The organism is Mesorhizobium marinum, from assembly GCF_040813675.1.
GTDB classification, from domain to species: Bacteria; Pseudomonadota; Alphaproteobacteria; order Rhizobiales; family Rhizobiaceae; genus Mesorhizobium_K; species Mesorhizobium_K marinum.
The window spans coordinates 170,484-194,490 of record NZ_JBFOCI010000004.1 but is presented as its reverse complement, the minus strand read 5'-3'; the positions used below and the strand labels follow the sequence as shown (position 1 = coordinate 194,490).

Sequence of the window (24,007 nt, the reverse complement as noted above, 5' to 3'; positions counted from 1 at the left end):
CGCCAAGGGGCAGGGCCGGCAGGTGAAAGAATGAATCCGAACGAGAAGACGGGCTGGACGCCGCTGCCGCATTCCGACGAGGACCTCGAGCGCGTCAGGAGCGTTCCGGACACCGCGCAGACCACGGCGCCGACCTACCGGCTTGCCTGGAACGACGAAGAGTTCATGACGCGCCGCGAACTCAGGCCGGTGCGCCTGCAGCTCGAGCTTCTGAAGCCGGAGATGACGCTTGCCGAGCGCGGCATCCGCTCGACGGTGATCCTGTTCGGCGGCGCGCGCCTGCCCGAGCCCGGCGGCCCGGCCTGGGCGGCCAAGAACGAGACGCAGAAGAAGAACCTCGAGGCCAACAGCCGCTACTACGAGGAGGCGCGCGCCTTCGCCCGCGTCTGCTCGGAGCATTCTGCGGCATCCTACTACCGCGAATTCGTCGTGGTCACCGGCGGCGGGCCGGGCGTGATGGAGGCCGGCAACCGGGGCGCGGCCGACGTCGGCGCGCCGTCGATCGGCCTGAACATCGTGCTGCCGCACGAGCAGGCGCCGAACCCCTACATCACGCCGGAACTCTGCTTCAACTTCCATTACTTCGCCATCCGCAAGATGCACTTCGTCATGCGCGCCAAGGCGGTGGCGGTGTTCCCAGGCGGCTTCGGCACGATGGACGAGTTGTTCGAGACGCTGACGCTGATCCAGACCGGGCGCATGGAGCGCGTGCCGATCATCCTCTTCGGCGGGGAATTCTGGCGCCGCGCCATCGACCTCGACTATCTCGCCGAGCAGGGCACCATTTCTCCCGGCGACCAGGACATCATCGACTTCGTCGATTCGGCCGACGACGCATGGGACATCATCCGGCGTTTCTACAAGCTCTGACGGCGCGTCCGGCATCGTCCGCCTGCGCGTCGTGGAGCGGGTGGGGTCGGTGCACCAGCGTGACGAGCACGAAGGAAATGTTCATCAGCAGGTACCAGGCGCCGAGCTTCTGCAGGGAGACCGGCGTCCAGCCCTCGGCCTGTCCCGGATAGAGCCAGGCGCGTGACCACGTCCCGATGTTTTCGGCGAACCAGATGAACAGCGCCACCAGCAGGAAGCCGACCAGCAGCGGCATGCGGTGGCGGAACCGGAAGACGCGGTAGTGCACGGTGGTGCGCCAGAACAGCAGGCCCGCCGCCGCGAACAGCGCGTAGCGGATGTCGACCACGAAGTGGTGCGCGAAGAAGTTGACGTAGATCGCCGCAGCCAGGACGATCGTCGTCCAGGCTGGCGGATAGCCCGTATAGCGCATGTCGAAGATGCGCGAGATGCGGGCGATGTAGGAGCCGACCGCGGCGTACATGAAGCCCGAGAAAAGCGGCACGCCGCCGATGCGGAAGAAGCTGTCCTCCGGATAGATCCACGATCCGGCCGACGTCTTGAAGATCTCCATCGCCGTGCCGACGATATGGAAGATGAGGATGACCGCCGCCTCGCTCGGGGTCTCGAGCCTGAACGCCAGCATCGAAAGCTGGATCGCCAGCGCGGCGAGGAACAGGAAGTCGTAGCGCGCGATGCCGAGCCCGTCGGGCGGCAGGTATTTCGTGGCGATGATGAGGAAGAGGATCGCGCCGCCGAACAGGCAGGCCCAGCCCTGCTTCAGCCCGAACACCAGGAACTCGACAAGCGCCCCGGAGAGGCCGCGCGCCGGAAGCCGGTCGAGGATGCCGTGCGCGGCGTGGTCGATCCGCGCCTCGAGCGAGGTGAAGCGCTTCAATCGGCGGTCCCGACGATGCGGCTGAGGAAGCTGCCGAGGTCGTCGGTCACGAAATCGACGTCGTCCTCGTAGTCGGCGTCCCTTTCCCAGATTTCGGAGAAGGTCGGCTCGAAATTCCTGGGCACGACGAGCACCGTCGTCATGCCGAGCGATTTCGGCACCGCGAGGTTGCGCGCCAGGTCCTCGAACATCACCGCCTTGGGGCCGGTCACGGCGTGCAGCGCGGCGAAGCGCTCATAGGTCTGGCGCGCCGGCTTCGGCGTCAGGTCGGCGGCGACGATGTCGAAGATGTCGTCGAAATGGTCGAGGATGCCGAGCTGGCGGGCGGCGCGCTCGGCGTGGCTGCGGTTGCCGTTGGTGAAGATGAACTTGCGCCCGGGCAGCTGGCGGATCGCCGTGCCCAGCGACGGGTCCGGCACCAGCCAGCTGTAGTCGATGTCGTGCACCTTCTGCAGGAAGTCGTCGGGGTCGATGCGGTGGCGCTCCATAAGTCCGGCGAGCGTGGTGCCGTATTCGCGGTAGAGCTCCTTCTGCAGCGTGCGGGCGTCCTCGCGCGACAGGCTCAGCAGTTCGCTGACATAGGAGGTCATCCGCACGTCGATCTGCGAGAAGAGATTGGTGTGGTGCGGATAGAGCGTGTTGTCGAGATCGAACACCCAGTCGGTGACATGGGAGAAGCGGTGCGGATCGGGAAGCTCTGTCATGGGTCCCTTCTAGCGCAGTTGGGCGGCGTGCGGATATCTCGGCTGCAACAAATTTGGGGACGATCCCGGCGAAACCACGGCTTGGCTAAAACTTTATCTTTCGCGGAAGGCCCTCCTTCATGCACAGGCTGCCAATGACCTGCACACACAGGGGCTTGTGCATGTATCGACTGTTGTCCAAATCCGCGGCCGTTGCGTTCGCATCGGTGGCCGCGTCCATCCTTCTTGCGTTGATCGTCGTTCCGGCGCTCGGCGGGGTCGTCGACGGCACGGCCTGGGTCATGCTGGTGATGTGCCCGCTGGCGATCGCCTGGCCGGCCAGCGCCTACATGTTCTGGCAGGGCGACAAGCTGAAGCGCGCGCATGACGAGCTGGCGCGCGCCCATGCCGAGCTTGCCGCCGCGCACAGCCGGCTGGAGGAGAAGTCGAAGCGCGACCCGATGACCGGCATGCTGAACCGCGAGACCTTCTTCCAGGCGCTCGACCGCACGCGCCGCAGGTCCGACCGCGGCGCGCTCCTCATCATCGACGCCGATCACTTCAAGAAGATCAACGACAGCTTCGGCCACCTGACCGGCGACGACGCGCTGCTTGAGATCGCCGCAGCGATCAGGCGCGCGGTGCGCGCCGGCGACGTGCTCGGCCGCATCGGCGGCGAGGAGTTCGGGGCGCTGCTCGTCGGCGCCACCGACGACGAGGCCGCGCGGGTGGCGGAGCGCATCCGGCACGAGGTGGAACTGATCCGCTTCCGCCCGGTCGATGAACGCACCGTGCCGCTGACCGTGTCGATCGGCGGCACGGTCTGTGGCCATGACACCACCGTGTCCGACCTGATGCGGGCCGCCGACAGGCGCCTCTACGAAGCCAAGAGCCGCGGCCGCAACCTGGCGATCGTCGAGCCCGTCGCGGCGGCTGCCTGACGCCGGTCAGGCCGCCCGGTCGCGGATCTGGTAGTCCTTGATGGATGCGAAGCGGATCGCGCTCCAGCGCTCGACTTCGTAGTTCAGCCCGAACTCGTGCGGCGCCAGGAACACCGGGTCGCCGTCGAGGTCGCGGGCGATGTCGCCGCGATGCGCGTCGATGAACCGCTCCACCTCGAGCTTGTCGTCGGCGGAAATCCAGCGGCACACCGAAAAGCGCGACATCTCGAAGTCGACCGGCAGCGTGTATTCGACGCTGAGGCGCTCCTTGAGAACGTCGATCTGCAGCGCGCCGACAACGCCGACGATGGCCGGTGAGCCGTCTTCGGGCTGGAACAGCTGCACCACCCCCTCCTCGGCCATCTGCTGCAGCGCCTCCTTCAGCTTCTTCGCCTTCATCGCGTCGCCGAGCCTGACGCGGCGCAGGATTTCCGGCGCGAAGTTGGGCACGCCTCGGAACACGATGTCCTCGCCCTCGGTCAGCGTGTCGCCGATCCTCAGCGTCCCGTGGTTGGGGATGCCGACCACGTCGCCGGCATAGGCCTCGTCGGCGGTGATGCGCGAGCGGGCGAAGAAGAACTGCGGCGCCGAAAGGCTCATCGGCTTGCCGGTGCGCACCAGCTTGGCCTTCATGCCGCGCTCCAGCGTGCCCGAGCACACCCGCACGAAGGCGATGCGGTCGCGGTGGTTTGGGTCCATGTTCGCCTGGATCTTGAAGACGAAGCTGGTCATCTTGGGTTCGGTGGCGTGGACGACGCGGCTGTCGGCCTCCTGGTCGCGCGGCGCGGGCGCATAGTCGCCGAGCCCCTCGATCAGGTCGCGCACGCCGAAATTCCGGAGCGCCGACCCGAAATAGACGGGCGTCAGGTGGCCCTCGCGGAACGCCTTCAGGTCGAATGGCCGGCATGCCTCGCGCGCCAGGTCCAGTTCCTCGATGAAGGCCGGGCGGTCATTGTCGGGCAGCAGGCCCGCGGCGCGGTTGGAATCGGGGCCGTTGACCGGCGTCCGCTCCTTCTCCGCATCGCCGCGGCGCACCGCGTTCTCAGTGAGATGGTAGGTGCCGGCAAAGGTCTTGCCCTGGCCGATCGGCCAGGTGATGGGCGCGGTGTCGAGCGCCAGCTTCTGCTCGATTTCGTCCAAAATTTCGAAGGTGTCGCGCGCGTCGCGGTCCATCTTGTTGACGAAGGTAACGATCGGGATGTCGCGCAGCCGGCACACCTCGAACAGCTTCAGCGTGCGCGGCTCGATGCCCTTGGCCGCGTCGATCACCATCACCGCGCTGTCGACCGCAGACAGCGTGCGATAGGTGTCGTCGGCGAAATCCTCGTGGCCGGGCGTGTCGAGCAGGTTGAAGACGTTGTCGCCATACTCGAAGGTCATCACCGAGGTGACGACCGAGATGCCGCGCTCGCGCTCGATCTTCATCCAGTCCGAGCGGGTCTGGATCCTGTCCTTCTTGGCCTTGACCTCGCCGGCCAGCTGGATCGCGCCCCCGAACAGCAGCAGCTTCTCGGTCAGCGTCGTCTTGCCGGCGTCCGGGTGCGCGATGATCGCGAATGTGCGGCGGCGGGCGACCGCCTCTCTGATGGTTTCGGTCATGTCGAAATGAGGTTCCGTTCGGGTGCCGGCTATATAGCCACGCCGGCCTTTTCTGTCGAACGGAATTGGGCGGGGCTGGGGCTCAGGCCGCGAGCCCCTCCTTTTTCAGCGTGGCGGCGACGGCGGGACGCGCCTCCATTCTGCGGGCATGGGCAAGCAGCGGCTCCGGGAGGGTGAACTCCGAGCCCCGGGCCCAGCGCACCATCACATAGAGAAGCGCGTCGGCTGTGCTGAACCGGTCGCCGAACAGGTAGTCGCCGCCGAGGCTGTCGGCCACCATGCCCAGCCGCTGGCCGATCGCTTCGCGCGCGGCCTGCTTCTCGGCGTCGGCCGGCGAGAACATCGAGCGCATGAACGGCCGATGCACCTCGGTCGTCAGGAAGGCCAGCATCTCCATGTTGCGATGTCGTCCGAGCGGGCCGTCGGGAACGAGGTCCGGGGCCTGCTCGGCCACCCAGTCCATGATCGCCACGTTCTCCGTCAGCACCTCGCCGCTGTCCAGCACCAGCGCCGGCACGTAGCCCTTCGGGTTGATGGCCGCGAAATCGTCGCCATCTTCCGTCCGCCGCGTCGCCAGGTCGACCGTTACAGTGTCCACATCGATGCCGGCTTCCGCCAGGGCGATATGGTCGGCGAGGCTGCAGGCCCCGGGGGTCATGTAGAGCTTCATGTCGCAAGGTGCCTTTCGAGTTGGTCGAGCGTTTCGTTCCATCCTTCCATGTGGCCGTCCCGCGACGACACGGTCGCAAAGAAGGCCTGGTGCAGGGTCAGGAGCGTGCCGCCGCCGTCACTGTCGGCCAGTCTGACCGTAACCGTGGTTTCAGGGCCCGCCTGGCCGGATGCGTCCTGCCAGGCGTGGCTGAACACGATCTTCAGGTCCTGGAGGATCTCGATGTAGGTGCCGCCGAGCCAGTGGTCCTCGCCCAGGGGCGATCGCATGCAGGTGCGGAACCTCCCGCCGGGCCGGATGTCGCCCTCCGAGAAGGGGATCGTGAAACCGGTCGGGCAACACCAGCGACGCAGGTGTTCGCCATCGGTCCATGCCCTGAATACAAGGGCCCGCGGGGCGGCGAAGCGGCGGCGGATGGTCAACTCGGCCGGGGTGTCGCTCTTCGGTTCTGCCTTCATCTGGGATCTCCCTCCTGCATGTCCTTCAGGTAGGCGCCGAGGCGGTCGAGGCTGTCGTCCCAGAAGTGACGATAGGTCTCCAGCCAGCCGGCGAGGTCGCGCAGCCTGTCGGGTCGAAGACGGCGCGGCCGAAACTGGGCCTCGCGCCCCTGCTCGATCAGGCCGGCCTGTTCGAGCACGCGCAGATGCTTGGAGATCGCGGGCATGCTCATCGTGAACGGCTCGGCCAGCTCGGAGACCGTCGCTTCTCCCGAGGCCAGCCGCGCGATGATCGCCCTGCGGGTTGGGTCGGCGAGAGCCGAAAGCGTCATGCTGAGCGGGTCCGTCGGCATTTAATAACCTATCGGTTAATTAACCTGATGGTTCAGTAAACCGGTGCCGAGGGAGTGTCAATACCCGGGGGGATCACAGCAGGTTCCGGTGCGTGCGGCGCGGGTAATGCCGCTAGAGGATCAGCTCGAAACCGCTCTCCGCGACGACGTCGCCGTTGGCCATCAACTCGACGCGGTGGATGCCGGCATTGTGCTTGCGGGTGGTGAAGTCCTTCACGGTCTGGCTGATGGAAAGCTGGCATTCCCCGCCGGGGAGCAGCTCGACCTCCTTCAGCTTGAACACCTTTTTCGAGACGCGGTTCTTCTTCGGATAGTGGATCGCGTAGTCGATGACGAGCCGCTGGGCGGCCGTCGCGGTCGATGTCAGTTTCGCCGTGGTCGCGATGCGTTCGCCGAGCCTTATGCTCGCCGGCTCCACCGCAAAATGCTCCACCCTGATCTCGGCCCTCCCGGTCGTGCCGATCAGGGCCAGCGCCCGTGCGTCGCCCTTCTTGATCAGCGTCCGCAGGGCATGGCGTGCGATCCACGCGGTATGCCGGTCGGAAAGGTCCCAGCCCGAGAGCCGCCCGACCAGCAGGTCCGGATGGTCCTTGCCGATGTCGTTCAGGTGGTTGGCGACGGATTTCCGGACGTAGAGGCTGGGATCGCCCTTCAGCGCCTCGAGGATCGGCGCGGTCGGCGAAGGGTCCGCGATCAGGTTCCTCAACTGGAACGACCACGGCAGGCGCGGCCGCGACCCTTCGCTGGCAAGGCGGCGCACATGCTCGTTCTCGTCGTCGGCCCATGCGCGCATCACGGCGATCGTCCGCGCGAAGTCGGCGACGAGGAAATGGCGGATCGCGAATTCGGAAGAACCGAAACGGGTCAGTACCCGCAGCGCGTCGAGCGACAGGTCGGCGTGCTCCTGGCCGTAGAGGGCCACGAATTCCGACAGCGTGATCGCCGCGAAGCCGTGCCCGATGCGGGGCGCAAGGTCGAGGAGGATCGGCAGCGCCGTGCGGAAATCCTCAGGCAGCGTCTCGCGGAAGCTGACGGCGGTCTGGCGCATGCGCTGCATGATGCCGAGCTCGTCCAGCCCCGTCGTTGCCAGCGCCAGGAAGCGCGTCTGGTCGAAGCCGGGCCAGACGGCTGCGGTCTCCAGCGCGAAATGCCGAAGGCGCTCGCGGTTGAAAATCTCCTTCAGCGCCGGCGCGGCCGCCGACTTGTCCGCCGTCGAATCGGTCATCGATGCCTCGTCCTTTTCGACGAGGCTACACGGCCCCGCTGACAAAATCTGTCAGGAGACGGGGGAAATCCGTAGCTTGCTTGACGCGATCGACGCTTTGGCAGATTCTCAGCAAATGGAGACGCTTGAACGCATCACGATCGACCCGGCGCGCAGATCGGGAAAACCGTGCATCCGAGATACGCGCATTGCCGTTTACGATGTTCTTGACTACCTGGCGTCTGGTATGAGCGAAGAGGAAATCCTGAACGATTTCCCGGAACTCGACGCCGAAGACATCCGCGCAAGCCTTGCTTTTGCCGCCGCTCGCGAACGCCGCCTCTTTGGCGCGGCATAGGTGAGGCTGCTTCTCGATCAGAACATTTCGCGACGCGTCGCCTTGGCCCTTGGCGCACACGGCATTGAGATTCAGCATGTTTCGTCATGCGGGCTGGGGTCAGCTTCCGATGCGCGGATCTGGAACTTCGCAAAGGACAATGGCTATGCCATCCTGTCAAAGGATGCCGATTTTCACCACATGAGCTTCACTTTTGGGGCTCCGCCAAAGACCATATGGCTTAGGCTCGGAAACTGCAGCACAAGGGAAATTGCGGCAAGCATAAGCCGCAACCTCCCCGCTATTGCCATCTTTCTCGATGACGCCGACAGCGCTCTGATGGTTATCACGCGGGACCGGATCGAAACCACTGGCCCAGGGCCTTCTTAGGCGGCTGCCTCCTCCGCGACACCGGCGGAGTGCGCCTTGCGGTTGCTCGTCCGCTCGTAGAGTTCGCGCACGATCCGGCTTGCGGTCGTCTCGAACAGGAAGGGCAGGACGGCATGGACGAGCGCGGCGCCGCCGGCCATGAAAAGGCGCGACGCGAACCAGGCGGCGAACGCCATGTGGCCGAAATAGCTTTCGTCGACCGAGGCCGGATGTTCCGTGAAGAGTTTGGCGATGCTCATGGCGGCGTTCCCCGTTTCTGTTGCGCGGATGTTGCCGCTGCCTCAGCGGGAAAAGGTCCCAATTTGTCATTGATTTTGCAAACTTCTTGGGACATTCATCCCGAATGGGTCAGGAAATCGATACGATTGACCGAAAAATCCTCGCCGAGCTGCAGCGCGACGGGACTCTGTCGGTCGATCAGCTGTCCGAGCGGGTGAGCCTGTCGCGCAACGCGTGCTGGCGGCGGATGCGGCGTCTGGAGGACGACGGCTACATCACGGGACGCGTCGCGCTGGTCGACGCGGAGAAGGTCGGGCTCGGCCTGTCCGTGTTCATCCTCGTGCGCACCTCGCATCACGAGACGGACTGGCTGGCGAAGTTCCGCGCCGCGGTCGTGTCGATCCCTGAAATAACCGGTGTCTATCGCATGTCGGGCGACCTCGACTACGTTCTGCGCGCGCGGGTGTCCGACGTGAAGGCGTATGACCGGCTCTACCAGCGGCTGATCGCGAAGGTGCCGCTGTCCGACGTGTCGGCGTCCTTCGTGATGGAGGAGATCAAGGAAACCACGATCGTCCCCGTCGAGCTGCGCTGAAGAAAGTCGTTGAAAGCTGCAAGCGCTCGATTGACCTTGCCGGCATGACGCCGGATGAGGGGGTTCACCCGCACAGGACGACCGGTCCATGACCTTCACACCCGACGCATCGCCCGTCTTGGGCATTGTTCGCCTGCCGCACGCCGGCGGCCTGCCGCTTCCGGCCTACGAGACCGAGGGCGCCGCCGGCATGGACCTGCGCGCCGCCGTTCCAGAAGACCGGCCGCTGGTGATCGTGCCCGGCCGTCGCGCGCTGGTGCCGACCGGCCTGGTGTTCGAGATACCGCCCGGCTTCGAGGTGCAGGTGCGGCCGCGCTCGGGCCTGGCGCTGAAGCACGGCGTCACCTGCCTCAACACGCCCGGCACGATCGACAGCGACTATCGCGGCGAGGTCAAGGTGTTGCTGGTCAACCTCGGCGACGAAGACTTCGAAGTCGCGCGCGGCATGCGCATCGCGCAGGCCGTGTTCGCCGCCGTCGCGCAGGCGAGCATCGAGGAGCGTAGCCTCGCCGGCGAGACCGGCCGCGGCTCCGGCGGGTTCGGCTCCACCGGCACCGCCTGACCCATACTGCCATTCGGCGATTTACAGTGGCGGCGCGGAGCCGTTAGAGTTGCCGCCGGCCGCATGCGCGGCGCCGAACAGCTCCGTTGGTGTGCCGAAATGGACAAGGGAAAGATCTTCCGCGATCTCCACTATGGCGACGCGCCCCTCATCATGCCGAATCCCTGGGACGTAGGGACGACGAAGCTGCTGGCGTCCTGCGGATTCAAGGCGCTCGCCACGACCAGTGCCGGCTACGCATTCTCCCGCGGCTTGCCGGATGGCGGCGTCAAGTTCGACGTCATGATCCAGCATTGCCGCGAGATCGCCGCCGCGACCGATCTTCCGGTGTCGGCCGACCTCGAGCGGGGCAAGGGCGACAATCCCGAAAGCGCGGCCGAGACGATCTTCGCGGCCGAGGCCGCGGGCCTCGCCGGCTGCTCCATCGAGGACCATACCGGCGATCCGGCCAAGCCGATCTACGAGTTCAAGCTTGCGGTCGAGCGGGTCACCGCGGCGGTTGACGCGGCGCGGGCCCTGAAACGCGACTTCGTCTTCACGGCGCGCGCCGAGAATTTTCTTTGGGGGCGGCCCGACGTCGACGACACGATCAGGCGCCTGCAGGCCTTCGAGGTGGCCGGCGCCGACGTGCTCTACGCCCCCGGCATCACCGACGTCGAGACGGTCAGGACGATCTGTGCTTCGCTTTCGAAGCCGGTCAACGTGCTGGCCGTGCCGACGCTGACGGTCAAGTCGATCGCCGAGGCCGGCGCGCGCCGCATCTCCCTCGGCTCGAAGCTGACGACCTTCGCCTACGGCATGATCGAAAACGCCTCGCGCGAGATGCTGAGGGACGGCACCTTCGGCTTCGCCCGCGCCGGCATGGCGTTCGCGCGGGCGCAGGCGCTGTTCACGAAGAAGGACGACGGCTAGGCGCTTTCCTCTCGGCCGCTTCGATCGCCTTGTGCAGGTGGACCATCATGGCGGCGGCGAAGAGCGGCGTCAGCAGGTTGAGCAGCGGCACCGCGAGGAAGGCCGCGATCACAAGCCCTGCCAGGAACACGGTGCCCGCGTGCCGCGCCCGCATCGCCTTGGCGTCCGCCTCCGGCCGGAAGCGCATCGCCGCGAACTCGAAGAACTCGCGACCGAGCAGGTAGCCGTTGACCAGGAAGAACGCGCCGACATTGATGCCCGGGACGAGCAGCAGCAAAAGCGCCACCAGGTTGCCGGCGACCACGACGGCGAAGAATTTGAGCGCAAGCACGATGGACTGCAGCGGCGGCACCGGCCTGCCCGGCGGGTCGGACGGATAGTCGGCGCGCTCGACCGCTTCGGCAATGTCGTCGAGGAAGAGACCGGCGACGATCGCGGTCACCGGCGCGATCAGCAGGGCGACGCCGATCGCCAGTCCGATGCCGGCGACCAGGGCCGCGATGAAGCTCAACCATCCGGCCCATGCCGGAAAGCCCGGCAGCAGCGCGTCGATCCACGGCAGCGCCAGCCAGTCGAAGAGTTCCTTGAGCCCCAGCCAGAAGGCCGCCAGCGCAAGCAGCGTCAGGCCGAGCGTCTTGAAGAAGACCGATCGGAACTCGGGCGAGAAGAGCTGGCGGGCGGCGTCGCGGGCGGCGTCGAGGATCATCGTTCGGGTTCCGGTTCAGCCCGCAGATAGGCGATGCGGTCGGCTGCGACAAGAATCGCGCCGCCCGGCTTGCAAATCGGGCGTCAGCGGCTAGACCGGCGCGCGGCGCGCATGCGACAACGGCGCGCCGCCCGCGGGCCGCGGGCGACTTCGGGTGTGGAAGCCGGACGGGACGCGACAGCGGCGTGGCACGGAGACCTTGATGAGCCAGTACGACGTTCTTTGCATCGGCAACGCCATTGTCGACATCATCGCGCAGTGCGACGACGCCTTCCTTGCCGAGAACGGCATCATCAAGGGCGCGATGAACCTGATCGACGCCGAGCGCGCCAGCCTGCTCTACAGCCGCATGGGGCCGGCGACCGAGGCGTCGGGCGGCTGCGCCGGCAACACGGCCGCCGGCATCGCCAGCCTGGGCGGGCGCGCCGCCTTCTTCGGCAAGGTCGCCAACGACGAGCTCGGCCGCATCTACGCCCATGACATCCACGCGCAGGGCGTCGCCTTCGACACCAGGCCGCTCGAGGGCCAGCCGCCGACCGCGCGCTCGATGATCTTCGTCACGCCGGACGGCGAGCGCTCGATGAACACCTATCTCGGCGCCTGCGTGGAGCTCGGGCCGGAGGACGTCGAGGCCGACAAGGCCACGGGCGCCAGGGTCACCTATTTCGAGGGCTACCTCTGGGACCCGCCGCGCGCCAAGGAGGCGATCCGCCTGGCCGCCGACCATGCCCACCGGGCCGGCCGCGAAGTGTCGATGACGCTGTCCGACAGCTTTTGCGTGGACCGCTACCGCGACGAGTTCCTCGAGCTGATGCGCTCGGGCACCGTCGACATCGTCTTCGCCAACGACCACGAGATCAAGTCGCTCTACCAGACCTCGTCCTTCGAGGCGGCGCTGGAGGCGACCCGCAGGGACTGCCGGATCGCCGCCGTGACCCGCTCGGAGAAGGGCTCGGTCATTGTACGGGGCGACGAGACGGTGTGGATCGAAGCGATGCCGATCAACGAACTGGTCGACACCACCGGCGCCGGCGACCTCTACGCCGCCGGCTTCCTCTACGGCTACACCGCCGGCCTCGACCTCAAGCGCTGCGGCGACCTCGGCTCGCTGGCCGCCGGCCTGGTGATCCAGCAGATCGGCCCGCGCCCGCGCCAGAACCTGCGCCAGGAAGCCCAGGCGGCCGGCCTCTTGTAGCCGCGCCCGACGCCCGGCGGCCGGCCCGGCCGGTCACTTCTCCCGCGAAGGGAACGGGCGCGGTCGCGCGCGCTCATGTCGCGATCCTCGGCCGGCCGGACGCGGTGGCGACGAGCCGCGCCTCGATGAACATGCGGCGGTCCTCGACGACGCTCGCCCGCACGTCGCGCGACACCTCCGTCTCGGCGTCGGCGGCGCCGGCCTCGAGCGCGCGCGCGGCGACGATGGCGCGGATGCGCGCCTCGGCCTCGGCCAGCGCCTGCTCCTCGCCGGAAAAATCGCGCGGCGCGTCGTCGCCGGCCGACACCCGGAAAATGCCCTCGGCCGGCTGGCTGACGGTCGCCTCGGCCGACACCCGGACCTGGCCGACGACGGCGCCCAGCGCATTCGCCACGTCGGCGTCGGCGGGCACCACGCAATCGTTGCCGACCAGGGCCGGCAGCCCGGCGTAGTGCAGGCCGGCCGACGCGCCGAGCCCGATCACCGGGCGGTCGAGCGCGACGGTGAGCCGGGCGATGCCGTGATGGCCGTCGACGGCGCGCTGGACGAGCGCATGCGCCACCGTGCCGGCGCCGTCGAGCCCGTCCTCGGCAAAGGCGGTCTCCAGGATGACCTCGGCCGACTGCCGCGCTAGCGCCGCGAGCACGCGTTCCGACAGCGCCTCAGGCGAGGCCGCCAGCGGCTGGCCGCGCCCGTCGCGCCGGCGCGCGAACAGCGCCGCGCCGAGCTTTGCGGCGGCGGCGTCCCAGTTGGACTGCCGGCCGAGCACATGCGCCGCGTCCGACGGCGTGAAGCCGGCGACATGGACGAGGCCGCGCGACACCAGCCGGTTCAGCGTGGCGAGCTGCGCCGTGGTGGAGAGCAGCGCGTCGAGCGGCAGCGGCGCATCGCCGACCGCCGCGTAGAGTTTCGCCTCGGGGCCGCTGAGGCCGGCGGCCAGCCGCTCGGGCACGCCGGTGCGCACCGCGAAGCGGCCGTCGAGCCGGCCCGGATTGGGCGCGCGCAGCTGCCGCTCCATCTCGGCCGCGACGACATCGCCATGCGCCATGGCCGCCAGCGACAGCGGCAGCAGCCGGCGCGGCCCGAGCAGGATCTTCGGGTCGAGCGCGCCGGCCTCGGTCGCCACTTCGGAATCGCCGCCGAGGCCGAAGGTGCGCATGGCGACCGCCTCCACCATGGTGCGCCAGCCGCCGACGCTGGCGCCCTCGGGGTCGAGGCGCGGGCGGCCCCGGTCGAGCACGGCGACGTCGGTCGTGGTGCCGCCGATGTCGGAGACCACGGCGTCGTCGAGCCCGGTCAGGTGGCGCGCGCCGACCAGGCTGGCGGCGGGGCCGGAAAGGATCGTCTCGATCGGCCGCTGGCGGGCAAACGCCGCCGACACCAGCGCGCCGTCGCCGCGCACCACCATCAGCGGGCAGGCGATGCCGCGCGCGGCGAAAAAGCCCTCGGTGGCGGCGACCAGGCGGTCGATCATCGAGATCAGCCGCGCGTTGAGCAGCGTGGTGAGCGCGCGGCGCGGGCCGCCGAGTTTTGACGACAGCTCGTGGCTGGCGGTGACGGGCAGGCCGGTCACCTGGCGGATCATGGCGCGCGCCGCGATCTCGTGCTCGGGGTTGCGCGTCGCGAAATAGGCGCAGACCGCGAAGCCGGAGACGGAGGCCGCGAGTTCCGGCAGGGCTGCCTCCAGCGCCGAGAGGTCGAGCTCGTGGGCGCGGCCGTGCACGTCGTGGCCGCCCGGGCAGAACAGCACGGGGTCGGAGCCGAGCGCCGCCTTCAGCCCGTCGCGGGCGAGGTCGGCCTCGGAAAAGCCGATCATCACCAGCGCGGCGCGCCCGCCCTGGCCCTCGACCAGCGCGTTGGTGGCGAGCGTGGTCGACATCGAGGCGAGCTTGATCGCGGATGGATCGACCTTCGCCTCGGCCAGCACCCGGTCCACCGCGCCGGAAATGCCGACGGCGAGGTCGTGGCGGGTGGTCAGCGCCTTGGCCTTGGCGACGACGGCGCCGCCCGTCTGGCCGGGCGCGGCGGCGGAACCCTCGGCCCACAGCACCGCGTCGGTGTAGGTGCCGCCGGTGTCGATACCCAGGAACAGGGGGCCGAGGAAGAGGGGGCCGGGAAAGGGGGCGGAGGCGGGGGGCTGGGTCATCGGGCGCGGTCGGTTGGTCGCTGAGGGCATAGAGGATTGCGGGGGGCGGGGGAAGGGCGGGCGGGGGCGGAGCATGGGGCCACGCCGGCCGGCAGGGCGCGCCAGGGCGCGCGCGGCCGGCGAGCGGCCGCGCTTTCAGGGTCGCCGGCTGCGCTGCGAAAGCGTCTCATGACGTGTCGGGCCGCTCCAGCGCGTCGAAGGCGAGGCCGTGCAGGTCGCTCAGGATGTCGTGGACGGCATGGCCGCGCAGCCGTTTCGGGCGCTGGCCGGGCGGCCGGCCCGGACGCAGCGGCCAGGCCCGGCGGGCCTTTTTGGCCGGCGCGGCGTCTTTTTCCTGCGTGCGAAACGCGCGCCAGCGGGCGAAGCGCCGGGCCTGCGCGGGCAGGTCGTCGAGCGCTGCGGCGACCGCCTGGAGGCGGAGCGCCAGGCGGGTGGCGTCCAGCAGGTCTCCGGGCGCCGGCGGGGTGCGGGGCGCGAGCGGGAACGGCTGGGTGACGCCCGGCAGCGAGATGCGGGGAACGGCGGTGGCGGCCGGGCGAAGCGGGCGGAAGGATCGCTTGAGCGGATCGAGCAGCGGCAGGGTGCCCCCACCCCTTACCCCTCCACACAGGGGGGAGGGGGACGCGGGGGCGCGTGGCGGGATGGCGGTGTGCGCCGGGCCGGGTCTTGTCCCGCGCGGCGGCGCAAGCGTCACGACGAGCCCGCGCGCGAGAACGATGATGAGCCGGCGCACGGCGGATTCGGCGGGCCTGAGCAGCCGCAGGATGGCGCGGTGGAGATGGCGCGGCAGGACGAGCGGCGGGGGAATACACCCCTCACCAGGTTCGGCCGACTGCTCGGCTTCGCCTCGCCGGGCCGAACCATCCTCTCCCGCAAGGGGAGAGGAAAGACCGTCGAGCCCCGCCATGGCGCAGAGCATGGCGGCGACGCGCTTCAGCGCCGTGGTGTTCCGCTCGATCGCCAGGTTCCAGTCCATCGCCGCCTCCTTTCACGCGGCGGGATTCTCGCTCGGGTTTTGGGGGGGTGGATAAGATGGGGGCGATTTTTTTTTGGGGCGCACCCTCTTTCGTCATCCCAGGGCGGAGCAGAGCGCAGCGAAGGCGCAGACCCTGGGATCCATTCCGTGACATCGAACATGTTTGAGACGGTGCAGAAAGAGCCCCTTTTCTGCGCCGCTGGGTGCGGGAGTCCTGTAGGTTGGAAAATCTACCGCTCTACGCAGGTTGCCAACCGAGTTCCGAACAGATAGAACATAACTGGAACAAAAAGATCTATGAGCCAACCATACGACGGACGCGCGATTGCCAACTACGTGCTGGATTTCTGTCATAGCAGAGGTCGGCCTGTAACCAATCTTGCTCTACAGAAGATAGTTTACTTTTGCCATGTTTGGTCACTCATTGAGCTAAGGCGGCCGCTCATTAGGCACAAATTCGAAGCTTGGGAGTACGGTCCCGTGCTTCCGTATTTATACCGAGAATTCAAAAACTACGATCGACTGCCAATTGTGGGTAGAGCTACTCAGATTGATCCTATGGATGGCAATCAACGCATAGTTGCGTATAATTTTGATTCTGAAACCGACTCGCTACTAAGGGAGATCGTTAATTTTTATAGCCGGTTGCGTGCCGGGGACCTTGTCGATTTGAGCCACGCGGAGGGAGGCCCGTGGTATCGAGTCTGGAATCACGGGGGGGCAGTGAACCCAGGCATGAAAATCGATGATGCGAAGATCGTCGAGTTCTACTCAAGAGCACTGCGTCCATTTTCACTCCAATAGTGGTCCGCCCCCCATGACTGAACTGCGAGTGCCTTCCCTTCAGCATCTAGCGCGCAACTGGCGCTACGATCCTGCGGTCATTGCCAAAGTTCTCGTGAAGTTAGCGATAGACCCGCCGAGATTTTCATACAATCCGCTCTACCTAGCTATCCGCGATTTGCTGGTTTTGGGGGTGCCTTACGATCAAGTAGTCGAAGGTATTAAGCGCATAAAACGGGAGAAAGTCCGCAACAATCTCCTGAGCGTTCTTCCGCTGATCCGTGATCATTTCGCAGGTATCACGCCTGACTTTTTTCAGATCGTAGGGAGGCGGTACTATCCTGTAGGTCGCGGACTGATGATCCCGTTTGAAGCACCAATGATTTATGGGGTCGGCGGTCAGCTCTATTTTCCTTGGTTTAGCTTTTGGCGTAGAAATCCGATCGCGAAGGAAAGACTTTCGCTTTTCGTGACGCTTGTCGAAGATGTGTTGCTACAGGACCCTGACTTGGAAAGCGCACGCTTTGAAATTTTGGATTTCAGTTGTTCGTCTAGCAAGGGCGCGCGGACGCTAAAGATCGTTGATGCCCGGGATGTTCCACGCCTTGACGACATTGCCAAGCGGGCCATGCTTGAAATTTTTGCCGAGGGCTATTTCCTAGCGCAGGCGGAACTAGCAAAGCAGCCGAAATCCAGTGGCGAAGATGAGAGGGATAGCTCTGATCCAAGCCAACCGTCATTCTGGTAAATTCAATCTTGGTTGAGTGACGCCACAGCGCGAGCCATATAGACGCGCAACGGACGTTTCGGCCGTCATGGTCCAAAACTGCGATGTGGCTCACTGGCCGAGAGAGCCGTCGATAGCCCTGTATCAGTATTAATTCGATGTTTCTATTTGCTGAGAGGCAATAATGCCTATAGAAATTCTAGACTTTGCTGAGGCGATCGCAAAAGCCAAAAATTACGGCAAGAAGCACCTTCTGCTAGGCAACGGTTTCAGCATCGCCTGTAGGCCAGATATTTTCGCTTACGGCTCTCTTTTTGAAGAGGCGAAAAGGACGATGTCTGTAGAATTGGCGGGAATATTTACCGCCATGGGTACACAAGATTTTGAAGAGGTTATTCGCGCGCTTCAGAAAGCCGCCGCGATCGTTGGAGTGTATCGGCCGAAGCTCCTTGCGACAAAGAATCTACTTCTGGCCGATGCCGAAAAGCTCAAGACGGATCTCATTCAAGCGGTTGCAGGACGTCATCCAGCGCGGCCGAATGAGATTGCGGATGAGCGATATATTTCGTGTCGCATATTTCTTTCCAAATTTGTTGGAGAAAACGAAAATGGAAAAATCTATACGATGAACTACGATCTTCTACTTTATTGGGCGTTGATGCATGAGGAAGAAGACGAGTTGGCACGAATTGCGCTGATTCATGATGACGGTTTCCGTAAGGATCAAGAGGACTATGACGCGCCTTATGTCGAATGGCAGGGTGAAAGAGCCGCGCATGGCCAGAACATCCACTATTTGCACGGTGCACTTCATCTTTTTGATGCCGGTCATCAGCTTCAAAAATACACTTGGGTAAACACAGGGAAAGCTTTAGTAGATCAAGCGAATGAAGCGCTTAAGAAAAACCTGTTCCCCGTTTTCGTGGCAGAGGGTGACAGCAAGAGCAAGCTAACGAAAATCCAGCACAGTGCGTATCTGCACCACAATTTTAAGAGCTTTGCGGGTGTGTGCCAGACAAACTCAAAGGATGGCACCGCGCTCTTTGTCTACGGTCATTCATTCGCGAAGAATGACGCTCATGTCCTTAACCTGATTGGACAGGGGAAGATCGTTCATCTGTTTGTCAGTCTTTATGGCGATCCTGACAGCAACGCGAACCAGTTAATCCGCAACAATGTTGATAAAATCGTCGGGTTGCGACCGAAAGGTCCCGCATTGAAAGTAGATTATTTTGACGCGGCTTCTGCGGAGGTCTGGGGATAGTCGGACACTTTGTGGTGCCAGTGAGGTGGTCCCCGCTGCCTCCGGCAGCTCCCACCCTTTCGAAGCCTTGCGTCATGACGAATTCGCCTGTGTCACGGCATGGATCCTAGGGTCGCGCTGCGCTTGCCCTAGGATGACGAGCCAAGAGGCCAGCCTCAATCCCCCATCTTCAGCGCCTGGATGAACGCTTCCTGCGGGATGTCCACCTTGCCGAACTGGCGCATGCGCTTCTTGCCTTCCTTCTGCTTTTCCAGAAGCTTGCGCTTGCGCGTGACGTCGCCGCCGTAGCATTTCGCCGTGACGTCCTTCCTCAGCGCCGAGATGGTTTCGCGCGCGATGATCTTGCCGCCGATCGCCGCCTGGATCGGGATCTTGAACATATGCTGCGGGATCAGCTCCTTCAGCTTCTCGACCATGACGCGGCCGCGCTTCTCGGCGGCCTGGCGGTGCACCAGCATGGAGAGTGCGTCGACCGGCTCGTCGTTGACCAGGATCGACATCTTCACCAGGTCGCCCTCGCGGTAGCCGGTGATGTGGTAGTCGAAGGAGGCGTAGCCCTTGGAGATCGACTTCAGCCGGTCGTAGAAGTCGAACACGACCTCGTTGAGCGGCAGGTCGTAGACCAGCATGGCGCGCTTGCCCACATAGGAGAGGTCGGCCTGGATGCCGCGCCGGTCCTGGCAGAGCTTCAGGATGCCGCCGAGATAGTCGTCGGGCGTCAGGATGGTGGCGCGGATCCACGGTTCCTCGATCGAGGCGATCTTCATCACCTCGGGCATGTCGGCCGGGTTGTGCAGCTCCTTCTGCGTGCCGTCGATGAGGTTCATGCGGTAGACGACCGAGGGCGCGGTGGCGATGAGGTCGAGGTCGAACTCGCGCTCGAGACGCTCCTGGATGATTTCGAGGTGCAGCAGGCCGAGGAAGCCGCAGCGGTAGCCGAAGCCGAGTGCTGCCGACGTCTCCATCTCGTAGGAGAAGCTGGCGTCGTTGAGGCGCAGCTTGCCGACCGCGGCGCGCAGGTCCTCGAAGTCGGCGGCGTCGACCGGGAAGATGCCGCAGAAGACGACCGGCTGGGCCGGCTTGAAGCCGGGCAGCGCCTGCGCGGTCGGGCGGCGGTCCTCGGTGATGGTGTCGCCGACGCGGGTGTCGGCGACTTCCTTGATGGACGCCGTGATGAAGCCGAACTCGCCGGGGCCGATCTCCTCGGCCTGCACCATCTTGGGCGTGAAGAAGCCGGTGCGCTCGACCGGGTATTTCGCGCCGGTGCCCATCATGCGGATGGTCTGGCCCTTCCGGAGCACGCCGTCGATGACGCGCACCAGGACGATGACGCCGAGATAGGCGTCGTACCACGAATCGACCAGCATCGCCTTCAGCGGCTGGGCCGCGTCGCCCTCGCGCGGCGGCGGCAGCTGCTTGACGATGGCCTCCAGCACGTCGGGCACGCCGAGGCCCGTCTTGGCCGAGATCATCACCGCCTGGCTGGCGTCGATGCCGATCACCTCCTCGACCTGCTCCTTGATGCGCTCGGGCTCGGCCGCCGGCAGGTCGACCTTGTTGAGGACGACGACGATCTCGTGGTTGTTGTCGATCGCCTGGTAGACGTTGGCCAGCGTCTGCGCCTCGACGCCCTGCGAGGCGTCGACGACCAGCAGCGAGCCCTCGCAGGCCGACAGCGAGCGCGACACCTCGTAGGCGAAGTCGACATGGCCGGGCGTGTCGATCAGGTTCAGCACGTAATCCTGGCCGTCGGCGGCGTGGTAGTTCAGGCGCACGGTCTGCGCCTTGATGGTGATGCCGCGCTCGCGCTCGATGTCCATGTTGTCGAGCACCTGCTCCTTGCCCGCCATCTCGCGCGCGTCGAGCCCGCCGGTGAGCTGGATCAGCCGGTCGGCGAGCGTCGACTTGCCATGGTCGATATGGGCGACGATCGAGAAGTTGCGGATGCGGGAAATGGGCGTGGTCATGGGCCGGCGCTTTAGCAGGGCGGCGGGAAAGCGGCAAGACAAGCCGCGCAAGGCCGGGCGGCGGGAGGCGCGAGGGGGCGGCAGGTGGAATAGCAATCAAGGATTGCATCTCCTAAAGATACAATCATAAGTTGACAATCGCCAAGCGCCGTACCACCATCGCGCGACCGCCAGACAAGGACGATGCGGCGGCGCTCGGGGGGATGTCATGCGGAGGATCGCGGGACTGGCCGCGCTGCTTGTCGCGCTGGCGATGCCGGCGGGGGGCTGCGCCTACGTGACGGCGCAGCCGGTCAGGCCCGGCGAGCAGACGGGCGGCATACGTATCTACGACGTCAAGCCGCTCCTGGTGGTGAGCGGGGAGAACGTCACAGTCCAGATGGTGCCGAACTACAACCGCGCCTACGCGCTGCGATTCGGCGCCTTCCTGGCGAAGAACCACTTCCAGGCGGCGATGACCAACGGCGTCCTGACCAGCGTCAACGCCAACATGGATAGCACCGCCTTCATCGACTTGCTCAAGGTGCTGGCCGAGAAGGTTCCCGAGGGCTTCTCCGGGCGCGGCCAGGCGGCGACGCCCGGCGGCATCAAGGACCGCTTCCAAGTCTACGATATCGTCTTCGACGACGCCGGCAACCTGGTCGGCCTGAGGCCGCTACTGATCGAGCCGCATTTGCTGCGGGTCCGCACCGCGAACGCGCAGGGTTTCGGCGACACGACGACCGCGCCGCAGCCGGGCGTGCAGGGCGGCGTGAAGCCGGGGCCGGTGCAGGGCTAGGCCGTGGTCGCGCCGCCTTCCAAGTTGATCAGGCATCCCGACTATGCGACGGTGGAGCGCACCGTGCGCGAGCGCAACGACGAGCTGCGTGAGCGCCACGGGGCGCACCACATCGGTGTTTCAAAGAAGTACCGCCGCGGCAAGCGGCTGCCTGAAACCTGCGTCACCTTCTACGTGAAGCGCAAGGGCAAGGACGTCAAAGCCGAGCCCGTCCCGAAACATCTCGAACTGTCCTACGAGAGCGGCGTGCGCGGACGGCAGGCAGCGACCGACGTCTGCGCGATCGGCTGGCGCGAGCCGGCCGGTTTCGAGATGCGCGGCGGCGACCTCGTCATTGCCGGCGACGGCGAGACGGGGACGGTCGGGCTGGTATTCAGGCAGGGCGCGTCCGACTTCTTCCTGACCAACGCCCATGTCGCGACCGACCCGGGCGCGCCGCCGGGCAGGATCAGGGTGCGCGCGAGGAGCGGCAGGACCGTCCATGGCGTGGTGCAGAGGATGGACGACCTGACAGCGCCGCTTGTCATGAGCGACGCCGCGCTGGTGAGGGTGCCGGCCAACAGCGTGACGCCGAAGCGGTTCCACGGCACCGAACTGGCGCTCGACAGCTGCGGCGAGGTCGCCAACAACGACCCGCGAAAATTCTACTACGTTGCCGAAGACTTCGTGCATGTGCTTCGCTGGCGCGCGTCGATCCCGGCGGCGACGCCGATCCGGATCGACGGGCACCTGCTGCGCTACGCCGGTTTCCATGCATTCGACGTGACGTTCGGCCGTTGCCGCCCCGGCCATTCGGGCGCGGTGGTCTTCTGCGCATCGCAGCGCGGCCTGACGGCGGTCGGCCTGCTGTTCGGCGGCATCCAGGCGACGAACGAGGTCTGGGTATTCCCGGTCCGGCTGGCGCTGGCGCAGATGGGCGTCGACCCCGACAGCCTGGCCGGCCAGGCAGAAACGTAGGCCGCGCCGTGCGGCCGGCCGCCGCGCCGTTCCCCTGTCGCCTCCGCCGGCAAAGTGCGATAAGCGGGGGGATGGGCCGGCGCCGCCCGGCCCGCGTCCTATCGTCAAGCGGAGCGGACTTTCATATGACCACAAAGACCCTGATCGCGCCTTCCGTGCTGTCGGCGGATTTCTCGAGGCTCGGCGACGAGGTCGAGGCGATCGACAGGGCCGGCGCCGACTGGATTCATCTCGACGTGATGGATGGCCATTTCGTGCCCAACATCACCTTCGGCCCGCCGGTCATCAAGGCGATCCGCAACCGCACGAAGAAGCTGTTCGACTGCCACCTGATGATCGCGCCGGTCGATGCCTACCTGGCCGCCTTCGCCGACGCCGGCTGCGACAGCATCACCGTGCATGCCGAGGCCGGCCCGCATCTCGACCGCTCGCTTCAGGCCATCAAGGCGCTCGGCAAGCAGGCCGGCGTCTCGCTCAACCCCTCGACGCCCGAAAACGTCATCGAATACGTGCTCGACCGGCTCGACCTGGTGCTGCTGATGACGGTCAATCCCGGCTTCGGCGGACAGGCGTTCATCCCGGCGATGGTCGACAAGGTGAAGCGCGTGAAGGCGATGATCGGGGAACGGCCGATCCGCATCGAGATCGACGGCGGCGTGTCGCCCGAGACGGCGCCGCTGGTGGCGGCGGCCGGCGCCGACGTGCTGATCGCCGGCGCGGCGATCTTCAGGGGCGGCGGCGAGGACGCCTACCGCGACAACATCGAGGCGATCCGGTCGGCCGCCGACGCCGCGCGCCGAACCTGAACCGCACGGAAGCCGGAGCCTTTTCGCATCTCAGCGTATCCTCGGCACAAGCCCGAGGACGGCGGACAGGCGCTGCAACGAAACCCTGAACGGCTCTAGCGCGCCGCGCCGGCGCGGACGGCGCCGGCATAGCGGCTTGGCGGACCGCCGACCCGGGCGGCGAAGGCGGTGCTGAAGGCGCTGGCGGAGCGGTAGCCGACGGCCTCGGCGATCTCCTCCATCGAGCCGTCGCCGCGAAGCAGGGCGTCCTTGGCGAGCGCCATGCGCCAGTCGAGCAGATATTCGACCGGCGCGACGCCGACGGCCTCGGCAAAGCGCCGCGCGAAGACCGACCGGGACATGCCGGCGCGACCGGCGAGCTCCGCGACCGTCCAACCCCGGCCGACATCGCCATGGATGAGCGCCAGCGCCTTCGCCAGGCGCGGATCGGCGAGACCGGCGAGCACGCCGACATGCGGCGACAGCGAGGCCGCCTCGCGCCGCAGCAGCTCGATCAGAAGGATCTCGATCAGGCGGGACAAAACGGCCTCGCGACCGGCGCGCGCGGCGCCTGTTTCCTCGCCGATCGTGCAGACGAGCCAGCGAAGACGTTCGCCGACATCGTCCTCGCCGCGGACCTGGATGAGGCGCGGAAGCAGCCCAACAAGCAGGTCCGCGTTGGCGGGATCGCAGACGATCAGTCCGCCGACGATCCTGCAGGCCGGCGGCGCGGTCGCGTCGCCGATGCGAAACTCGCCATCGACCCTGTGGCGCTCCTTGAAGGCGTCGTCGGACAGCACGACGGGCACGTCCGGGTCGCTGCGGAACGTGTCCCGTTCCGGCCTTGCCGAGAGCACGCAGTCGCCGCGCCGCAATTCGAACGGCCGGTCGTCGCCGATGCCGCACCAGCAACATCCCTCCATCACGAAATAAAAGGTCGGGCCGGGCTGCGGCGGGACGCGGACGCCCCAGCGGCCCGACGCGGACATGCTGCCGGTGAGGACGGTTTGTGGCCGAAGCAGGCCGATGATGTCGGTCAGGGCATCCATGATCGGGACGAAGCATAAAGAAAGC

General features: G+C 66.2%; 27 protein-coding genes. 14 read left to right on the top strand and 13 right to left on the bottom strand.

What is annotated here, in order from left to right; genetic code table 11:
• Positions 1-30: 30 nt before the first annotated feature.
• A complete protein-coding gene (locus ABUE31_RS14650) occupies positions 31-870 on the top strand; it encodes an LOG family protein (protein WP_367724394.1) in 840 nt (279 codons plus the stop codon).
• Here ABUE31_RS14650 and ABUE31_RS14645 read toward each other — a convergent pair.
• Both ABUE31_RS14645 and ABUE31_RS14640 read right to left on the bottom strand, forming a co-directional pair.
• Positions 845-1,747, bottom strand: coding sequence for a DUF817 domain-containing protein (locus tag ABUE31_RS14645; RefSeq protein ID WP_367724393.1), 903 nt, complete (start codon positions 1,745-1,747; stop codon positions 845-847). The two genes, ABUE31_RS14650 and ABUE31_RS14645, sit on opposite strands and share 26 nt — an antisense overlap.
• The gene (locus ABUE31_RS14640; protein WP_367724391.1) at positions 1,744-2,451 is read right to left on the bottom strand and encodes a pyrimidine 5'-nucleotidase; all 708 of its coding nucleotides are present in this window, start codon (positions 2,449-2,451) and stop codon (positions 1,744-1,746) included. Before ABUE31_RS14640 ends, ABUE31_RS14645 begins: the two co-directional genes overlap by 4 nt.
• A 161-nt stretch (positions 2,452-2,612) precedes the next feature.
• Between ABUE31_RS14640 and ABUE31_RS14635 the strand changes: the two genes are divergently transcribed.
• Positions 2,613-3,371, top strand: a complete 759-nt coding sequence (locus ABUE31_RS14635; RefSeq protein WP_367724389.1) for a GGDEF domain-containing protein — start codon at positions 2,613-2,615, stop codon at positions 3,369-3,371.
• A gap of 6 nt (positions 3,372-3,377) precedes the next feature.
• Here ABUE31_RS14635 and ABUE31_RS14630 read toward each other — a convergent pair whose 3' ends face one another.
• The 5 genes from ABUE31_RS14630 to ABUE31_RS14610 form a co-directional block, all read right to left on the bottom strand.
• On the bottom strand, positions 3,378-4,970 hold the full coding sequence (locus ABUE31_RS14630) for a peptide chain release factor 3 (RefSeq protein ID WP_367724388.1): 1,593 nt from the start codon (positions 4,968-4,970) through the stop codon (positions 3,378-3,380).
• A gap of 82 nt (positions 4,971-5,052) precedes the next feature.
• Positions 5,053-5,640 carry a glutathione S-transferase N-terminal domain-containing protein gene (locus tag ABUE31_RS14625; RefSeq protein WP_367724387.1) on the bottom strand — a complete coding sequence of 196 codons (588 nt, stop codon included), beginning with the start codon at positions 5,638-5,640 and terminating at the stop codon, positions 5,053-5,055.
• Complete coding sequence (locus ABUE31_RS14620; RefSeq protein ID WP_367724385.1) at positions 5,637-6,098, bottom strand: SRPBCC family protein; 462 nt, start codon at positions 6,096-6,098, stop codon at positions 5,637-5,639. The genes ABUE31_RS14625 and ABUE31_RS14620 overlap by 4 nt, the downstream gene beginning before the upstream one ends.
• Positions 6,095-6,430, bottom strand: a complete 336-nt coding sequence (locus tag ABUE31_RS14615) for an ArsR/SmtB family transcription factor (RefSeq protein WP_367724383.1) — start codon at positions 6,428-6,430, stop codon at positions 6,095-6,097. The genes ABUE31_RS14620 and ABUE31_RS14615 overlap by 4 nt, the downstream gene beginning before the upstream one ends.
• Before the next feature lie 112 nt (positions 6,431-6,542).
• The gene (locus ABUE31_RS14610; RefSeq protein WP_367724382.1) at positions 6,543-7,655 is read right to left on the bottom strand and encodes a DNA alkylation repair protein; all 1,113 of its coding nucleotides are present in this window, start codon (positions 7,653-7,655) and stop codon (positions 6,543-6,545) included.
• A 76-nt stretch (positions 7,656-7,731) separates the two neighbouring features.
• Here ABUE31_RS14610 and ABUE31_RS14605 point away from each other — a divergent pair, with 76 nt between their 5' ends.
• Both ABUE31_RS14605 and ABUE31_RS14600 read left to right on the top strand, forming a co-directional pair.
• On the top strand, positions 7,732-7,992 hold the full coding sequence (locus tag ABUE31_RS14605; protein WP_437344128.1) for a DUF433 domain-containing protein: 261 nt from the start codon (positions 7,732-7,734) through the stop codon (positions 7,990-7,992).
• Positions 7,993-8,361: a DUF5615 family PIN-like protein gene (locus ABUE31_RS14600; protein ID WP_367724381.1), complete on the top strand. Its 369-nt coding sequence runs from the start codon at positions 7,993-7,995 to the stop codon at positions 8,359-8,361.
• Here the strand turns inward: ABUE31_RS14600 and ABUE31_RS14595 are convergent.
• Complete coding sequence (locus tag ABUE31_RS14595; RefSeq protein ID WP_367724380.1) at positions 8,358-8,600, bottom strand: DUF6356 family protein; 243 nt, start codon at positions 8,598-8,600, stop codon at positions 8,358-8,360. The genes ABUE31_RS14600 and ABUE31_RS14595 overlap by 4 nt on opposite strands.
• A 104-nt stretch (positions 8,601-8,704) precedes the next feature.
• Here ABUE31_RS14595 and ABUE31_RS14590 point away from each other — a divergent pair, with 104 nt between their 5' ends.
• From ABUE31_RS14590 to ABUE31_RS14580, 3 genes are all read left to right on the top strand, one after another.
• Positions 8,705-9,175, top strand: a complete 471-nt coding sequence (locus ABUE31_RS14590; protein WP_367724379.1) for an Lrp/AsnC family transcriptional regulator — start codon at positions 8,705-8,707, stop codon at positions 9,173-9,175.
• 88 nt (positions 9,176-9,263) lie between these two features.
• Positions 9,264-9,737: a dUTP diphosphatase gene (gene dut, locus ABUE31_RS14585; protein WP_367724378.1), complete on the top strand. Its 474-nt coding sequence runs from the start codon at positions 9,264-9,266 to the stop codon at positions 9,735-9,737.
• A 99-nt stretch (positions 9,738-9,836) separates the two neighbouring features.
• Positions 9,837-10,649 carry an isocitrate lyase/PEP mutase family protein gene (locus tag ABUE31_RS14580; protein WP_367724377.1) on the top strand — a complete coding sequence of 271 codons (813 nt, stop codon included), beginning with the start codon at positions 9,837-9,839 and terminating at the stop codon, positions 10,647-10,649.
• Here the strand turns inward: ABUE31_RS14580 and ABUE31_RS14575 are convergent.
• Positions 10,627-11,355: a sulfate transporter family protein gene (locus ABUE31_RS14575; RefSeq protein ID WP_367724376.1), complete on the bottom strand. Its 729-nt coding sequence runs from the start codon at positions 11,353-11,355 to the stop codon at positions 10,627-10,629. The genes ABUE31_RS14580 and ABUE31_RS14575 overlap by 23 nt on opposite strands.
• Positions 11,356-11,557: 202 nt before the next feature.
• Between ABUE31_RS14575 and ABUE31_RS14570 the strand changes: the two genes are divergently transcribed.
• Positions 11,558-12,550 carry an adenosine kinase gene (locus ABUE31_RS14570; RefSeq protein ID WP_367724375.1) on the top strand — a complete coding sequence of 331 codons (993 nt, stop codon included), beginning with the start codon at positions 11,558-11,560 and terminating at the stop codon, positions 12,548-12,550.
• 73 nt (positions 12,551-12,623) lie between these two features.
• On the opposite strand, the gene ABUE31_RS14565 is transcribed toward ABUE31_RS14570, so the two are convergent.
• Together ABUE31_RS14565 and ABUE31_RS14560 are read right to left on the bottom strand one after the other, a co-directional pair.
• Positions 12,624-14,696, bottom strand: a complete 2,073-nt coding sequence (locus ABUE31_RS14565; RefSeq protein WP_367724374.1) for a hydantoinase/oxoprolinase N-terminal domain-containing protein — start codon at positions 14,694-14,696, stop codon at positions 12,624-12,626.
• Positions 14,697-14,862: 166 nt separating this feature from the next.
• A complete protein-coding gene (locus tag ABUE31_RS14560) occupies positions 14,863-15,672 on the bottom strand; it encodes a hypothetical protein (RefSeq protein WP_367724373.1) in 810 nt (269 codons plus the stop codon).
• Between the two features lie 297 nt (positions 15,673-15,969).
• Here ABUE31_RS14560 and ABUE31_RS14555 point away from each other — a divergent pair, with 297 nt between their 5' ends.
• From ABUE31_RS14555 to ABUE31_RS14545, 3 genes are all read left to right on the top strand, one after another.
• A complete protein-coding gene (locus tag ABUE31_RS14555; RefSeq protein WP_367724372.1) occupies positions 15,970-16,476 on the top strand; it encodes a Panacea domain-containing protein in 507 nt (168 codons plus the stop codon).
• Positions 16,477-16,489: 13 nt separating this feature from the next.
• The gene (locus tag ABUE31_RS14550) at positions 16,490-17,203 is read left to right on the top strand and encodes a hypothetical protein (protein ID WP_367724371.1); all 714 of its coding nucleotides are present in this window, start codon (positions 16,490-16,492) and stop codon (positions 17,201-17,203) included.
• Positions 17,204-17,366: 163 nt separating this feature from the next.
• Positions 17,367-18,446, top strand: a complete 1,080-nt coding sequence (locus ABUE31_RS14545; protein ID WP_367724370.1) for a DUF4917 family protein — start codon at positions 17,367-17,369, stop codon at positions 18,444-18,446.
• A gap of 155 nt (positions 18,447-18,601) precedes the next feature.
• On the opposite strand, the gene lepA is transcribed toward ABUE31_RS14545, so the two are convergent.
• A complete protein-coding gene (gene lepA, locus ABUE31_RS14540) occupies positions 18,602-20,413 on the bottom strand; it encodes a translation elongation factor 4 (protein WP_367724369.1) in 1,812 nt (603 codons plus the stop codon).
• 208 nt (positions 20,414-20,621) lie between these two features.
• Between lepA and ABUE31_RS14535 the strand changes: the two genes are divergently transcribed.
• The 3 genes from ABUE31_RS14535 to rpe all read left to right on the top strand — a co-directional run bounded on the left by ABUE31_RS14535 (position 20,622) and on the right by rpe (position 22,954).
• Positions 20,622-21,191 (top strand): hypothetical protein, encoded by a 570-nt coding sequence (locus ABUE31_RS14535; RefSeq protein WP_367724368.1) that lies wholly within the window; start codon positions 20,622-20,624, stop codon positions 21,189-21,191.
• Between the two features lie 3 nt (positions 21,192-21,194).
• A complete protein-coding gene (locus ABUE31_RS14530) occupies positions 21,195-22,148 on the top strand; it encodes a hypothetical protein (RefSeq protein WP_367724367.1) in 954 nt (317 codons plus the stop codon).
• A 125-nt stretch (positions 22,149-22,273) separates the two neighbouring features.
• A complete protein-coding gene (gene rpe / locus ABUE31_RS14525) occupies positions 22,274-22,954 on the top strand; it encodes a ribulose-phosphate 3-epimerase (protein WP_367724365.1) in 681 nt (226 codons plus the stop codon).
• A 95-nt stretch (positions 22,955-23,049) separates the two neighbouring features.
• On the opposite strand, the gene ABUE31_RS14520 is transcribed toward rpe, so the two are convergent.
• Positions 23,050-23,982 (bottom strand): AraC family transcriptional regulator, encoded by a 933-nt coding sequence (locus ABUE31_RS14520; RefSeq protein ID WP_367724364.1) that lies wholly within the window; start codon positions 23,980-23,982, stop codon positions 23,050-23,052.
• Between the last annotated feature and the right edge of the window lie 25 nt (positions 23,983-24,007).

Bases quoted from the DNA above. Each gene is read 5' to 3' on its own strand.
- ABUE31_RS14650 (WP_367724394.1), top strand. From the start codon at position 31: ATGAATCCGAACGAGAAGACGGGCTGGACGCCGCTGCCGCATTCCGAC.
- ABUE31_RS14640 (WP_367724391.1), bottom strand. From the start codon at position 2,451: ATGACAGAGCTTCCCGATCCGCACCGCTTCTCCCATGTCACCGACTGG.
- ABUE31_RS14635 (WP_367724389.1), top strand. From the start codon at position 2,613: ATGTATCGACTGTTGTCCAAATCCGCGGCCGTTGCGTTCGCATCGGTG.
- ABUE31_RS14630 (WP_367724388.1), bottom strand. From the start codon at position 4,970: ATGACCGAAACCATCAGAGAGGCGGTCGCCCGCCGCCGCACATTCGCG.
- ABUE31_RS14625 (WP_367724387.1), bottom strand. From the start codon at position 5,640: ATGAAGCTCTACATGACCCCCGGGGCCTGCAGCCTCGCCGACCATATC.
- ABUE31_RS14620 (WP_367724385.1), bottom strand. From the start codon at position 6,098: ATGAAGGCAGAACCGAAGAGCGACACCCCGGCCGAGTTGACCATCCGC.
- ABUE31_RS14615 (WP_367724383.1), bottom strand. From the start codon at position 6,430: ATGCCGACGGACCCGCTCAGCATGACGCTTTCGGCTCTCGCCGACCCA.
- ABUE31_RS14610 (WP_367724382.1), bottom strand. From the start codon at position 7,655: ATGACCGATTCGACGGCGGACAAGTCGGCGGCCGCGCCGGCGCTGAAG.
- ABUE31_RS14595 (WP_367724380.1), bottom strand. From the start codon at position 8,600: ATGAGCATCGCCAAACTCTTCACGGAACATCCGGCCTCGGTCGACGAA.
- ABUE31_RS14590 (WP_367724379.1), top strand. From the start codon at position 8,705: ATGGGTCAGGAAATCGATACGATTGACCGAAAAATCCTCGCCGAGCTG.
- dut (WP_367724378.1), top strand. From the start codon at position 9,264: ATGACCTTCACACCCGACGCATCGCCCGTCTTGGGCATTGTTCGCCTG.
- ABUE31_RS14580 (WP_367724377.1), top strand. From the start codon at position 9,837: ATGGACAAGGGAAAGATCTTCCGCGATCTCCACTATGGCGACGCGCCC.
- ABUE31_RS14575 (WP_367724376.1), bottom strand. From the start codon at position 11,355: ATGATCCTCGACGCCGCCCGCGACGCCGCCCGCCAGCTCTTCTCGCCC.
- ABUE31_RS14570 (WP_367724375.1), top strand. From the start codon at position 11,558: ATGAGCCAGTACGACGTTCTTTGCATCGGCAACGCCATTGTCGACATC.
- ABUE31_RS14565 (WP_367724374.1), bottom strand. From the start codon at position 14,696: ATGACCCAGCCCCCCGCCTCCGCCCCCTTTCCCGGCCCCCTCTTCCTC.
- ABUE31_RS14560 (WP_367724373.1), bottom strand. From the start codon at position 15,672: ATGGACTGGAACCTGGCGATCGAGCGGAACACCACGGCGCTGAAGCGC.
- ABUE31_RS14555 (WP_367724372.1), top strand. From the start codon at position 15,970: ATGAGCCAACCATACGACGGACGCGCGATTGCCAACTACGTGCTGGAT.
- ABUE31_RS14550 (WP_367724371.1), top strand. From the start codon at position 16,490: ATGACTGAACTGCGAGTGCCTTCCCTTCAGCATCTAGCGCGCAACTGG.
- ABUE31_RS14545 (WP_367724370.1), top strand. From the start codon at position 17,367: ATGCCTATAGAAATTCTAGACTTTGCTGAGGCGATCGCAAAAGCCAAA.
- lepA (WP_367724369.1), bottom strand. From the start codon at position 20,413: ATGACCACGCCCATTTCCCGCATCCGCAACTTCTCGATCGTCGCCCAT.
- ABUE31_RS14535 (WP_367724368.1), top strand. From the start codon at position 20,622: ATGCGGAGGATCGCGGGACTGGCCGCGCTGCTTGTCGCGCTGGCGATG.
- rpe (WP_367724365.1), top strand. From the start codon at position 22,274: ATGACCACAAAGACCCTGATCGCGCCTTCCGTGCTGTCGGCGGATTTC.
- ABUE31_RS14520 (WP_367724364.1), bottom strand. From the start codon at position 23,982: ATGGATGCCCTGACCGACATCATCGGCCTGCTTCGGCCACAAACCGTC.